Origin of the sequence: Streptomyces sp. NPDC002088, from assembly GCF_040296605.1 — a bacterium.
GTDB lineage: Bacteria > Actinomycetota > Actinomycetes > Streptomycetales > Streptomycetaceae > Streptomyces.
The window spans coordinates 1-13,595 of record NZ_JBEOXO010000037.1; the positions used below are offsets into that span (position 1 = coordinate 1).

5 protein-coding genes, 1 tRNA gene and 1 rRNA gene are annotated in these 13,595 nt (G+C 69.0%); 6 read left to right on the forward strand and 1 reads right to left on the reverse strand.

The window, feature by feature from the left end; translation table 11 throughout:
* The 3 genes from rrf to ABT114_RS44360 all read left to right on the forward strand — a co-directional run.
* Window positions 1–93, forward strand: a 5S ribosomal RNA gene (gene rrf / locus ABT114_RS44350); the annotation flags it as partial.
* Between the two features lie 114 nt (window positions 94–207).
* Entirely contained in the window at window positions 208–870 is a 663-nt protein-coding gene (locus tag ABT114_RS44355; RefSeq protein WP_351151399.1) for a DegT/DnrJ/EryC1/StrS family aminotransferase, read from the forward strand.
* A gap of 75 nt (window positions 871–945) precedes the next feature.
* A tRNA-Thr gene (locus tag ABT114_RS44360) sits at window positions 946–1,021 on the forward strand.
* A 53-nt stretch (window positions 1,022–1,074) separates the two neighbouring features.
* Here ABT114_RS44360 and ABT114_RS44365 read toward each other — a convergent pair.
* Window positions 1,075–3,831: a SpoIIE family protein phosphatase gene (locus ABT114_RS44365; protein WP_351151247.1), complete on the reverse strand. Its 2,757-nt coding sequence runs from the start codon at window positions 3,829–3,831 to the stop codon at window positions 1,075–1,077.
* Window positions 3,832–4,208: 377 nt separating this feature from the next.
* On the opposite strand from ABT114_RS44365, the gene ABT114_RS44370 reads away from it, so the two are divergent.
* From ABT114_RS44370 to ABT114_RS44380, 3 genes are all read left to right on the forward strand, one after another.
* On the forward strand, window positions 4,209–9,680 hold the full coding sequence (locus ABT114_RS44370; RefSeq protein WP_351151250.1) for a HAMP domain-containing hybrid sensor histidine kinase/response regulator: 5,472 nt from the start codon (window positions 4,209–4,211) through the stop codon (window positions 9,678–9,680).
* A 318-nt stretch (window positions 9,681–9,998) separates the two neighbouring features.
* On the forward strand, window positions 9,999–10,682 hold the full coding sequence (locus tag ABT114_RS44375) for a response regulator (RefSeq protein ID WP_351151252.1): 684 nt from the start codon (window positions 9,999–10,001) through the stop codon (window positions 10,680–10,682).
* 124 nt (window positions 10,683–10,806) lie between these two features.
* Window positions 10,807–13,512 (forward strand): DNA translocase FtsK, encoded by a 2,706-nt coding sequence (locus ABT114_RS44380; protein WP_351151254.1) that lies wholly within the window; start codon window positions 10,807–10,809, stop codon window positions 13,510–13,512.
* The last annotated feature ends 83 nt before the right edge of the window (window positions 13,513–13,595 follow it).

A 13,595-nucleotide genomic window follows, 5' to 3' on the forward strand; every position in this document is an offset into this window, starting at 1 on the left:
ACGCCCGGTTACATTCCGAACCCGGAAGCTAAGCCTTACAGCGCCGATGGTACTGCAGGGGGGACCCTGTGGGAGAGTAGGACGCCGCCGAACAATTATTCAAAGGGTTGGATCCTGAACTTCGGTTCAGGGTCCAACCCTTTTTTGTTGAGCGTAACTTGAAGTTCATATTCCGCTACGAGCATCCACAGTATGGGTACTGCTGCAATGCTCAGGGCCGCCGGCATCGGAGTCGGTGACGAGGTCATCGTGCCGGCTTTCGGGAACGTGGAAGTTGCCGAAGCGGTGACCCTGGCCGGTGCGCTTCCGGTGTTCGCCGACATAGATGCGGTGACGTACTGCCTCGACGCGTGCGCTGTCGAGGCCTCCATAACTCCGCGGACGGCAGCCGTCGTTGCCGTACATCGCTTCGGCAGGCCGGCCGACATCGCGCGGCTGCACGGCGTCGGGCAGCGGCACGAACTGCTCGTGTTGGAGCAGGGCGAGTCCGAGGCGCCGTACGACGAGATCGCTCAGCGTCGGGAGCGGGCTGCCTATCTCGACGGGAGGCTGCGGGGGGTGCGGACGCCCGATGGTGGTGACGGGCATACATATCAGCAGTACGTGGTGCGGGTGCCGGGGAATGGTCGGCCCGACCGGGACGCCTTTGCGCGCGCCCTGCGGAGCAGGGGAGTTGACTGCCGGGTGCCGGTGAAGACGCCAGTGCACCGGTTGCCTGAGTTCCGGCGGTGTGTGTCACTGCCGGAGACGGAGCTGGCCGCCGACGAGACGCTCGCTCTGCCCGTGGAAGCGGCGCTGACGAAGCGGGACATGCAGCGGATCGTGTCCGCGTGCAATGCTCTCGGGGGGTTGCTCCAGCCCGCCTTCTGAGCGAGTTGGGAGCACGGGTCTGTTCGGGGTATGATCTATTCCGTTGCCGCGAGGGAAACCTCGAAAAGGCAACAGGCCCCTATAGCTCAGTCGGCAGAGCGTCTCCATGGTAAGGAGAAGGTCAACGGTTCGATTCCGTTTGGGGGCTCCACCAGAAAGGCCCCGCCCATTGGGCGGGGCCTTTTCCATGCCCTGGTCCTTGCCCTAGTCCGTGTGGAGGCCCGGGACCCGCATCGCCAGGATCGCCATGTCGTCCGACGGGGCGTCCGACGCGAAGCGTTCCACGGCGCGCATGATGCGGGCGGCGACCGCGCCGGCCGTCAGGCCCGTACAGGTCGTCAGGACGTCGGTGAGGCCGTCGTCGCCCAGCATGCGGGTGCCCTCGCGACGTTCGGTGACGCCGTCCGTGACGCACAGGAGGACGTCGCCCGGGTCGAGGGTGACCGTCTGCTCGTAGAGCTCCAGGTCCTCCATGACACCGAGGAGCGGCTGGGGTTCGGCGGCCGGCTCGACGGTGCCGTCCTGGCGCAGGCGGAGTGGGAGGGGGTGGCCGGCGCAGACCACCTTCAGCTCCGCGCTGCCGTCCTCCTGGGGGCGCATCTCGCCGTAGAGGAGGGTCAGGAAGCGGCTGCGGGCGCCTTCGTCGAGGATGGCTGAGTTCAGGCGCTCCAGTACCGCCGGGCCGCTGAGGCCCTCGCGGGCCAGCAGGCGCAGGGCGTGGCGGGCCAGGCCCGTGACCGCCGCCGCGTTCGGGCCCGTACCGCAGACGTCGCCGATGGCGAAACCGTACGCGCCGTCGCCGATCGGGAACAGGTCGTAGAAGTCGCCGCCGACCTCGTTGCCCTCGCCCGCCGCGCGGTAGATGACCTCGACCTCGACGCCCTCGATCGTCGGGAGTTCGGGCGGCAGGAGGCTGCGCTGGAGGGACTGGCTGATGGCCGTGCGCTCGGAGTAGAGGCGCGCGTTGTCCAGGGCCAGAGCAGCGCGGCGGCTCAAATCCTCGGCCAGTTCCAGGATTTCCTGGCGGAAGTGTTCGTCCGTCGGCTTGCCCAGCGTCAGCATGCCGATCACACGGTTGCGGGCGACCAGAGGGAGGACCACCGTCTCACCGCCGACCGCGGAGGCCGTGGCCAGGGTCGGGCCGATGCCCGACGCGACCTGGTGGATCGGGCCGCCGCTCAGGCCCAGGCTGCGCATGGAGCTGCGCAGGGCTGCCTGGTGGGCCACCTCGCCGGGGGCCGTCCAGACGCGGGCGCCCGGGGTGGGTACCGGGTCCGGCGGCGGGATCTTGGAGAGGAGCGACTTGATGCCGTCGATCAGCTCCTCGTCCTCGTGCAGGACGTAGGACAGATACGGGTCCGAAGCCTGGTCGGCGATGGTGTAGACGGCACACCAGGTGGCCAGCGTCGGGACCGTCATCTGGGCCATCAGGGCCAGGGTCTGGTCGCGGTCCAGGGTGCCGGCCAGGAGGTCGGAGGCCTCCACGAGGAAGCTCAAGGAGCCTCGGCGCAGGCGTTCCAGTTCGCCCAGGCGGGCTGATTCCACCGCCAGGGCGATGCGGTCCGCGGCGAACTGGAGGCGCAGCGCCTCCTCGTTGGAGTATCTGCCGGGGGCCTCCGCGGCGACGCCGAGCGAGCCCGTGAGGCGGCCCTCGACCTTCAGCGGGACCGTCACGACCGAGCGCATGCCGGTCGCGTTCAGGAGCGGGACGGCGCCGGGAACGGCCGCGAGGTCCTCGTGGACGGCGGGCATGCGGGCCGAGCCGTAGCGGCCGGGACCCGCCTCGACGGGGACGCGGGCGAAGCGCTGACGGGCGGAGGGCAGGCCGGTGGAGGCGCGGACCTCCAACTCCGTTTCGTCGTCGGTGGCGAGGAGCAGGAAGGCGGAGTCGCCGTCGAGCATGTCGCGTGCGCGTTCGACCGTGCGCTGGAGGAGGCCGTCGAGGTCGTCCGGGGCCGGGGAGCCGATGAACACCTCGAAGGGGTCGGCGCTCTGGGCGTCGGAGGAGGTGCCCGGGTCGGAGGCGGGGACGCGCAACGGCGTCTGGAGGACCGCGCGTTCGTGGTCGCGGACGAGGAGGCAGACCGTGGAGGGATCGCCGCCGGTGTCGCGGACGCGGAGGTGGGAGGCGTAGACCGGGGTCACGCGGCCGTTGGCGCCGCGGAGGCCGTAACTGCCCTCCCAGCGCGAGAGCTGGAGGGCTTCCGCGATGCCCGTGCTCGTGCCGGGGGTGTGCGGCCAGGCGGCGAGGTCGGTGAGGGGCTTGCCGGTGACCTGGTCGGCGGCGTAGCCGAAGAGCTCCTCGGCGTCCTCGTTCCACGCGGAGATGGCGCCGGTGCGGTCGATCTGGACGACCGCGACGCGGACGCGGCCGTCGGCGAGCGGCAGGAGGTCGGCGGGCAGTGCAGGGCCGGCGGCGCGGGTGCCCACCGGGCGCTCGGGGAGTACGAGTTGGAACCAGACGTTCTTGTGAGTGGGCGTGTACTCGACGCCCCAGCGGCCGGCCAGGGCCGCGCACAGTTGGAGGCCGCGGCCGCCCTCACGGTCGGGGCTGCCCATGTTGACGGCGGTGCCCTGGAGCGGGATCTCCCGCTCGGGGTAGCGGTCGGAGACCTCGATGCGTGCGCCGTCGTCGCTCCGTAGACACAGGACGTCCGCGGACGTGCCCGCGTGGACCACGGCGTTGGTCACCAGTTCGCTGGTGAGGACCACGGCGTCGTCGACGATGTCGGCGAAGCCCCAGCCCTGGAGGGTGTCACGGACGAAGGAGCGGGCGGTTGCTACGGATCGCCCGACGGGCTCGAAACTGGCGGCCGCGCGCGCGGTGATCACAGAACTCCTCGACCGGTCGTCGACATGCAGGGCTCCCGGGCCGACCGGCTCGCGCTGGGCCTGCAACGGCAGGCCGTCCGTCGGCCGGGGGTCCGGGGGCTGTTCCCCAGGGATCAGTCCGGTGGTCATGTGTGCGGCCGCCCCTCCGATGCCCGCTCGTACTCGTGCCACCGCCCAGGCCGGACGCACCGGCACGGCTGGACAGCCGCATGCAAGGTTACTTACCTTCCTCGCCCGTGCGGATGCCGGTCGGCAGTGTTTCCATCCGGAGGGTGTGCGGACGATGTGCGAAGCTGCCGAACTGTTATGGCCTGGTTCGGCAAGGGTGAAACACTGGGCAAGCTTCTGGTGAAGGTACGGGCAGGCTGAGTGTGTTCCGCGCACGGTGGGCAGCAGCCAGTGGTGTGGCCTGATGACATCGGGCAGAAATAGGCAGCATTAACCGGTACACCGAACAGGAGTACCGGGGCACAGCAGTAACGGTCGACCCCTGCGGGAGGGACACAGTGGAGTCTGGCGCAGCGACGCGGGCCACGAAGACGCGCGCGAAAGGCGGACAGTCCCTGAACAACCAGGGCAAAGGGCGCAATGGCACCACCGCGGTGGACACGGCTGCCCTGAACCGGCTGCTGGCCGCTCTCGTGTCCATGCGGGACGGGAATTTCCGTAAGCGGCTCACGGTGTCCGGGGACGGCGTGATGTCGGAGATCGCGGCGGTCTTCAACGAGGTCGCCGACCGTAATCTGCATCTGACGGGCGAGCTGTCGCGTGTGCGGCGCATGGTGGGGCGTGAGGGCAAGCTCACGGAGCGGCTGGAGACGGGCGCCTGTGAGGGCTCCTGGGTGACGGCGATCGACAACTCCAACGCGCTCGTGGACGATCTCGTACGGCCCGTCTCCGAGGTCGGCCGGGTGCTGTCGGCGGTGGCGGAGGGTGATCTGTCGCCGCGTATGGACCTGCGGACGCAGGGGCCGGACGGGCCCGGGCATCCGCTGCGCGGGGAGTTCCTGAAGGTCGGGCGGACCGTCAACAACCTGGTCGACCAGCTGTCGACGTTCACCGACGAGGTCACGCGGGTGGCCAGCGAGGTGGGCACGGAGGGCAAGCTGGGCGGGCAGGCCCAGGTGCGCGGAATGTCCGGTTCCTGGAAGGACCTGACAGATTCCGTCAACACGATGGCGTACCGGCTGACGGCCCAGGTGCGGGACATCGCCCTGGTGACGACGGCGGTCGCCAAGGGTGATCTGTCGCGGAAGGTCACGGTTCACGTGGCCGGCGAGATGCTGGAGCTGAAGAACACCGTCAACACGATGGTGGACCAGCTCTCCGCCTTCTCCTCCGAGGTGACCCGAGTCGCCCGTGAGGTGGGCACCGAGGGCATCCTGGGCGGTCAGGCGCGGGTGTCAGGCGTCGACGGTGTGTGGAAGGAACTCACCGATTCGGTGAACGGCATGGCCGGCAACCTCACGGCCCAGGTGCGCAACATCGCGGAGGTGACCACGGCGGTCGCCAGCGGTGACCTGTCGCGGAAGGTGACCGTGCAGGCGCGCGGCGAGGTCGCCAAGCTCGCCGACACGATCAACCAGATGACCGAGACGCTGCGGATCTTCGCGGACGAGGTCACGCGCGTGGCCAACGAGGTCGGTGCCGAGGGCCGGCTCGGCGGGCAGGCGAACGTGCCGGGTGCCGCGGGCACCTGGAAGGACCTGACGGACTCCGTCAACACCGTCTTCCGGAACCTGACCACGCAGGTCCGTGACATCGCCGCCGTGACGACGGCCGTGGCCAGTGGTGACCTGTCCCGCAAGGTCACGGTCGACGTGGCCGGCGAGATGCTGGAGCTGAAGAACACCGTCAACGGAATGGTGGACCAGCTGTCCGCCTTCGGCGCCGAGGTCACGCGCGTCGCCCGGGAGATCGGCAACGAGGGCGAACTGGGCGGTCAGGCCCAGGTTCCCGGAGTCGCGGGCGACTGGAAGGACCTCACCGACTCCGTCAACACGGCGTTCCGCAATCTCACCGGACAGGTGAGGAACATCGCCCAGGTGACGACGGCGGTCGCCAACGGTGACCTGTCCCAGAAGGTCACGGTGGACGTGGCCGGCGAGATGCTCCAGCTGAAGAACACCGTGAACACGATGGTGGACCAGCTGTCGTCGTTCGCCGACCAGGTCATTCAGATGGGTCGGGAGGTGGGTACGGAGGGCCGCCTCGGTGGGCAGGCGCAGGTACCCGGTGTGTCCGGTACGTGGAAGGAGCTCACTGACTCCGTCAACTCCATCACCGGCAACCTGACGGCCCAGGTGCGGCAGATCGCCCAGGTCACGACCGCTGTGGCGCGCGGTGACCTGTCGCAGAAGATCACGGTGGACGCGCGCGGCGAGATCCTCGAGCTGAAGATCACCATCAACACCATGGTCGACCAGTTGTCCGCCTTCGCCGACCAGGTCACCAAGGTGGCCCGCGAGGTGGGTACGGACGGCCGGCTCGGCGGTCAGGCGCAGGTGCCCGGTGTTGCCGGTGTGTGGCGCGACCTGACCGACTCGGTGAACGGCATGGCCGGCAACCTGACGGCCCAGGTGCGCAACATCGCACAGGTCGCCACGGCTGTGGCGCGCGGTGACCTGTCGCAGAAGATCACCGTGGACGCGCGCGGCGAGATCCTCGAGCTGAAGAACACCCTGAACACGATGGTGGACCAGCTGTCGTCGTTCGCCCAGGAGGTCACGCGCGTGGCCCGCGAGGTGGGCACCGAGGGCATGCTGGGCGGTCAGGCGGAGGTGCAGGGCGTCGCGGGCACCTGGAAGGACCTCACGCAGTCCGTGAACTTCATGGCGAACAACCTGACCATCCAGGTCCGCAACATCGCCGAGGTCACCACCGCGGTCGCCAAGGGCGACCTGTCGAAGAAGATCACCGTCGACGCCAAGGGCGAGATCCTCGAACTCGTCACCACCGTCAACACGATGGTCGACCAGCTGTCGTCCTTCGCCGAGCAGGTGACCCGGGTGGCCCGCGAGGTGGGCACCGAGGGCATCCTGGGCGGCCAGGCGCACGTGCAGGGCGCCACGGGCATCTGGAAGGACCTCAGCGACAACGTCAACCTGATGGCCAAGAACCTGACCATGCAGGTGCGCAACATCTCCCAGGTGGCCGCGGCCGTCGCCAACGGTGACCTGACGCGGACGGTGACGATCGAGGCGCGCGGCGAGGTCCAGCAGCTCGCCGACACCTTCAACACCATGGTGAAGACGCTGAGTTCGTTCGCCGAGCAGGTCACCAAGGTGGCCCGCGAGGTGGGCACGGACGGCATCCTGGGCGGTCAGGCGCATGTGCCGGGGGTGGCGGGCACCTGGAAGGACCTCACCGATTCGGTGAACGGCATGGCGTCCAACCTGACCGGGCAGGTGCGCAACATCGCCATGGTCACGACGGCCATTGCCAAGGGCGACCTGACGAAGAAGATCGACATCGACGCGCGCGGCGAGATCCTGGAGCTGAAGACCACCATCAACACGATGGTCGACCAGCTGTCCTCCTTCGCCGAGGAGGTCACGCGCGTGGCCCGCGAGGTGGGTACGGAGGGCCAGCTGGGCGGCCAGGCACGCGTGCGTGACGTCGACGGCACCTGGCGCGACCTCACCGAGTCGGTGAACGAGATGGCCGGGAACCTGACCCGGCAGGTGCGTGCCATCGCGCGTGTGGCGACCGCGGTGACCCGCGGCGACCTGAACCTGAAGATCGACGTGGATGCCTCCGGCGAGATCGAGGAGCTCCAGGACTCGGTCAACAAGATGATCGCCAACCTGCGCGACACCACGATCGCCAACAAGGAGCAGGACTGGCTCAAGGGCAACCTCGCCCGTATCTCCGCGCTGATGCAGGGCCGCCGCGACCTCGAGGACGTCGCCTCGCTGATCATGAGTGAGCTGACCCCGGTGGTCTCCGCGCAGCACGGCGCGTTCTTCGTCGCCCTGCCGCTGGTCGACGGCAGGGACGGGGGCGACGGCATGGACGACCGGTACGAGCTGCGCATGCTGGGCTCGTACGGCTACTCGATGGGCTCCATGCCTACGTCGTTCGGACCGGGCGAGGCCCTCGTCGGCACGGCGGCGGAGGAGAAGCGCACGATCCTCGTGGAGAACGCCCCGAGCGGCTATCTGAAGATCTCCTCCGGGCTCGGCGAGGCGCCGCCCGCGCAGGTGATCGTGCTGCCGGTGCTCTTCGAGGGCACCGTGCTCGGCATCATCGAGCTGGCATCGTTCACGCCGTTCACGCAGATCCAGAAGGACTTCCTCAACCAGATCGCGGAGATGATCGCGACCAGCGTCAACACCATCTCCGTCAACACCAAGACGGAGCAGCTGCTGAAGCAGTCGCAGGAGCTGACCGAGCAACTGCGTGAGCGGTCGGCCGAGTTGGAGCAGCGACAGAAGGCCCTCCAGGCGTCCAACGCCGAACTGGAGGAGAAGGCCGAGCTGCTGGCCCGGCAGAACCGCGACATCGAGGTGAAGAACACCGAGATCGAGGAGGCGCGGCAGGTCCTGGAGGAGCGCGCCGAGCAGCTCGCCGTGTCGATGCGATACAAGAGCGAGTTCCTCGCCAACATGTCGCACGAGCTGCGTACGCCGCTGAACTCGCTGCTGATCCTGGCCAAGCTGCTCGCCGACAACGCCGAGGGCAACCTCTCCCCGAAGCAGGTCGAGTTCGCCGAGACGATCCACGGGGCCGGTTCCGACCTGCTTCAGCTGATCAACGACATCCTCGACCTGTCGAAGGTCGAGGCGGGCAAGATGGACGTCTCCCCGACGCGCATCGCGCTCGTCCAGCTCGTCGACTACGTGGAGGCCACTTTCCGGCCGCTGACCGCGGAGAAGGGCCTCGACCTGTCCGTACGGGTGTCGCCGGAGCTGCCCGCCACGCTGCACACGGACGAGCAGCGGCTGCTTCAGGTGCTGCGCAACCTGCTGTCCAACGCGGTGAAGTTCACCGACTCCGGGTCGGTCGAGCTGGTGATCAGGCCCGCGCGCGCGGACGTGCCGGTGGCGATCCGGGAGCAGTTGCTGGAGACCGGTTCGCTCACCGATGCGGACGCGCCGCTGATCGCGTTCTCCGTGACCGACACGGGCATCGGGATCGCGGCCGGCAAGATGCGGGTGATCTTCGAGGCGTTCAAGCAGGCGGACGGTACGACGAGCCGTAAGTACGGCGGCACGGGCCTGGGCCTGTCCATCTCGCGGGAGATCGCCCAGCTGCTCGGCGGCGAGATCCACGCGCAGAGCGAGCCCGGACGCGGCTCGACCTTCACGCTGTACCTGCCGCTGCACCCGAGCGAGCTGCCCCCGCACGGCTACCAGCAGCCGGTGCCGGCGCTGGAGGCGGGCGAACTGTTGGCGTCGGAGGCGGACCTGTCGGGGCTCTCCGAGGTGGAGATCGAGACGCCGGCCGAGGTGAAGTCGTACCGGGAGACGCAGAACGGTCCGGCCGCGCTCTTCCGGCGCCGCCGCAGGGGCGCGCCCGCCGTCGAGCAGCGCAACGGACATCTGGAGCAGTGGCAGGTCGAGCAGGCGGCGGAACCGCGACCGGACCACGACTTCCGGTTCGGCGGCGACAAGGTGCTCATCGTCGACGACGACATCCGCAACGTGTTCGCGCTCACCAGCGTCCTGGAACAGCACGGACTGTCCGTGCTGTACGCCGAGAACGGGCGCGAGGGCATCGAGGTCCTGGAGCAGCACGACGACGTGGCGGTCGTCCTGATGGACATCATGATGCCCGAGATGGACGGATACGCTACGACCACAGCGATCCGCAGGATGCCGCAGTTCTCGGGGCTGCCGATCATCGCGCTGACCGCGAAGGCGATGAAGGGCGACCGGGAGAAGGCGATCGAGTCGGGCGCCTCCGACTACGTCACGAAGCCGGTCGATCCCGATCACCTGCTGGCGGTGATGGAGCAGTGGATGCGGGAGGAGTGACGGTAACGGTCGGAGCTCGTACAGGCTTGGTGCGGGTGTGGCGGGAACCTTCGGAGTGCACACGGCGTTGCTGACTCAGGGTGGCCGAAGCCGTGTAGAAGTGCGGGATTCGGGGAACCTTCTGGTCTCCCGCTACGTTTCTGCTACGTGCACAGTGACATCGCGGTGACAGGGTGTGGCGACGGGCGGGGTGCGGCTACCATGACCGGCACGAGGACGGGCGGCGCAAGGGAGTCGTCCCCTGGGGCGGCACCGGGCGGTGCTTCCCCAAGTCCTGCGGACTGGGGAGGCCCCATGCCGGGGCGAGGAGGGCGGGCCATGGTGCAGAAGGCCAAGATCCTCCTGGTCGATGACCGGCCGGAGAATCTGCTGGCGCTGGAGGCGATCCTCTCTGCGCTCGATCAGACGCTGGTGCGGGCATCGTCCGGGGAGGAAGCGCTCAAAGCGCTGCTGACGGACGACTTCGCGGTCATTCTGCTGGACGTCCAGATGCCGGGAATGGACGGTTTCGAAACGGCCGCGCACATCAAGCGGCGAGAACGGACCCGGGACATCCCGATCATCTTCCTCACCGCGATCAACCACGGTCCCCATCACACCTTCCGTGGGTACGCGGCGGGCGCCGTCGACTACATCTCGAAGCCTTTCGATCCGTGGGTGCTGCGCGCGAAGGTCTCCGTTTTCGTCGAGCTGTACATGAAGAACTGCCAGCTGAGGGAGCAGGCGGCGCTGCTGCGGCTGCAGTTGGAGGGCGGCGGCAAGGCGGCGGCCGGCGGGGCCAAGGAGTCGCCCGGTCTGCTCGCGGAGCTCTCCGCGCGGCTCGCTGCCGTCGAGGAGCAGGCCGAGGCGCTGTCCAAGCAGCTCGACGACGAGTCCGCGGACGCGGCGGCGGTGGCCACGGCGGCGCACCTCGAGCGCAAACTCACCGGCCTGCGCCGCGCGCTGGACGCCCTGGAACCGGGCACGGGCGGTGGCGCGGCCTCGGTGCCGTCGCAGAACTGACGCGCGGCGAGGCCGCAGTTGCGCATGAGCCCGCGTCAGTTCCGTGTCCCTGCAAGGACGACACGAACGGGTGAAGCATTGGGCACACGTGTCCGCTGTCGTCTCCACCGGTAACCTCACACCTATGGCCTCACGTCCCTCCGCAGCCAAGAAGCCGCCCGCGAAGAAGGCGGCCGCTTCAGTGAAGGCTCCGGCGAAGAAGGCCGCTGCCAAAAGTGCCCCCGCGAAGAAGGCGCCTGCCAAGAAGGCCGCGGCGAAGAAGCCCGCGCCCAAGCCGGCGCCCAGCCCGACCGGGGGCATCTACCGGCTCGTACGCGCCGTCTGGCTCGGCCTCGCGCACGCCGTCGGCGCCGTGTTCCGGGGCGTAGGGCAGGGCGCGAGGAACCTCGACCCGGCGCACCGCAAGGACGGCGTCGCGCTGCTGCTGTTCGGCGTCGCGCTGATCGTCGCCGCCGGCACCTGGGCCGACCTGCGCGGCCCCGTGGGCGATCTCGTCGAGATCCTGGTGACCGGGGCCTTCGGCCGCATCGACCTGCTCGTGCCGATACTGCTCGCGGTCATCGCCGTGCGCTTCATCCGGCATCCTGAGAAGCCGGAGGCCAACGGCCGCATCGTGATCGGCCTGTCCGCGCTCGTCATCGGCGTGCTCGGCCAGGTCCACATCGCCTGCGGCTCGCCCGCCCGCAGCGACGGCATGCAGGCGATAAGGGACGCCGGCGGCCTCATCGGCTGGGGCGCGGCGACCCCGCTGACGTACACCATGGGCGACGTTCTCGCCGTACCGCTGCTCCTGCTGCTCACGATCTTCGGTCTGCTCGTCGTCACGGCCACCCCGGTCAACGCCATCCCGCAGCGGCTGCGGCAGCTCGCCGTGCGGCTGGGCGTCCTGCACGACCCCGAGGCGGACGACCTCACCGACGACGACGAGCGCTACGACGAACAGTGGCGCGACGCGCTGCCCGCGCGCCCCCGCAGGCGCTCGGGCGCCCCCCGGTCGTACGACCCGGACGACGCCGAGCAGGAGGCCCTCTCCCAGCGTCGCGGCCGCCCCCGGCGCTCCGCCGTGCCGCAGCCGGACATGGGGCGGCAGCCGGACGCCGTGGACGTCGCCGCGGCCGCCGCTGCCGCGCTCGACGGCGCCGTCCTGCACGGCATGCCGCCCTCGCCGATCGTCGCCGACCTCACCCAGGGCGTGAGCGTCTTTGACCGCGAGCCGACGACGCCGACGCCCGTGCCGGCCGCGCGACCCAAGCAGGAGAAGCTCAAGGTCGGGACGGTGCCCGACCTGACCAAGGCGGCCCCCGAGGAGACCCGCGACCTGCCGCCGCGCGCCGAACAGCTCCAGCTGTCCGGCGACATCACCTACTCCCTGCCCTCGCTCGACCTCCTCGAACGAGGGGGCCCCGGCAAGGCGCGCAGCGCCGCCAACGACGCCGTCGTCGCCTCGCTCACGACCGTCTTCACCGAGTTCAAGGTCGACGCCGCCGTCACCGGCTTCACGCGCGGGCCGACGGTCACGCGCTACGAGGTCGAGCTCGGCCCCGCCGTGAAGGTCGAGCGGATCACCGCGCTCACCAAGAACATCGCGTACGCCGTCGCCAGCCCGGACGTGCGGATCATCAGCCCGATCCCCGGCAAGTCGGCGGTCGGCATCGAGATCCCGAACACCGACCGGGAGATGGTCAACCTCGGTGACGTGCTGCGGCTGGCGGACGCGGCCGAGGACGACCACCCGATGCTGGTCGCGCTCGGCAAGGACGTCGAGGGCGGCTATGTGATGGCCAACCTCGCGAAGATGCCGCACATGCTCGTCGCGGGCGCGACCGGCTCGGGCAAGTCGTCATGCATCAACTGTCTGATTACGTCGATCATGGTCCGCGCGACCCCCGAGGACGTCCGCATGGTCCTCGTCGACCCCAAGCGCGTCGAACTGACCGCGTACGAGGGCATCCCGCACCTGATCACGCCGATCATCACCAACCCCAAGCGGGCCGCCGAGGCGTTGCAGTGGGTCGTACGGGAGATGGATCTGCGCTACGACGACCTCGCGGCGTTCGGGTTCCGGCACATCGACGACTTCAACGAGGCCATCAGGAACGGCAAGGTCAAGCTGCCCGAGGGCAGCGAGCGCGAACTCAGTCCGTATCCGTATCTGCTGGTGATCGTCGACGAGCTCGCCGACCTGATGATGGTCGCGCCGCGCGACGTCGAGGACGCGATCGTGCGCATCACGCAGCTCGCGCGCGCGGCCGGCATCCACCTGGTGCTCGCCACGCAGCGGCCGTCGGTCGACGTGGTCACCGGTCTGATCAAGGCGAACGTGCCGTCGCGGCTCGCCTTCGCCACCTCCTCGCTCGCCGACAGCCGGGTCATCCTCGACCAGCCCGGTGCCGAGAAGCTGATCGGCAAGGGCGACGGGTTGTTCCTGCCGATGGGGGCCAACAAACCGACGCGTATGCAGGGCGCGTTCGTGACCGAGGACGAGGTCGCGGCGGTCGTCCAGCACTGCAAGGACCAGATGACGCCCGTCTTCCGGGACGACGTCGTGGTCGGCACCAAGCAGAAGAAGGAGATCGACGAGGACATCGGCGACGACCTGGATCTGCTGTGCCAGGCGGCCGAGCTGGTGGTCTCCACGCAGTTCGGGTCGACGTCCATGCTCCAGCGCAAGCTGCGCGTCGGCTTCGCCAAGGCCGGGCGGCTGATGGACCTCATGGAGTCCCGGGGCATCGTCGGACCGAGCGAGGGATCCAAGGCGCGTGACGTTCTTGTGAAGGCAGACGAACTGGATGGCGTGCTCGCGGTGATCCGCGGGGAGGCTGAAGAGTAGGGAAACAGGGGCGTGGTGGTCGGCTTCCGGGCGTTTCATGCGTCAAGATGATGTTCGATCGTGACTCACCCGTCGGGGATCAT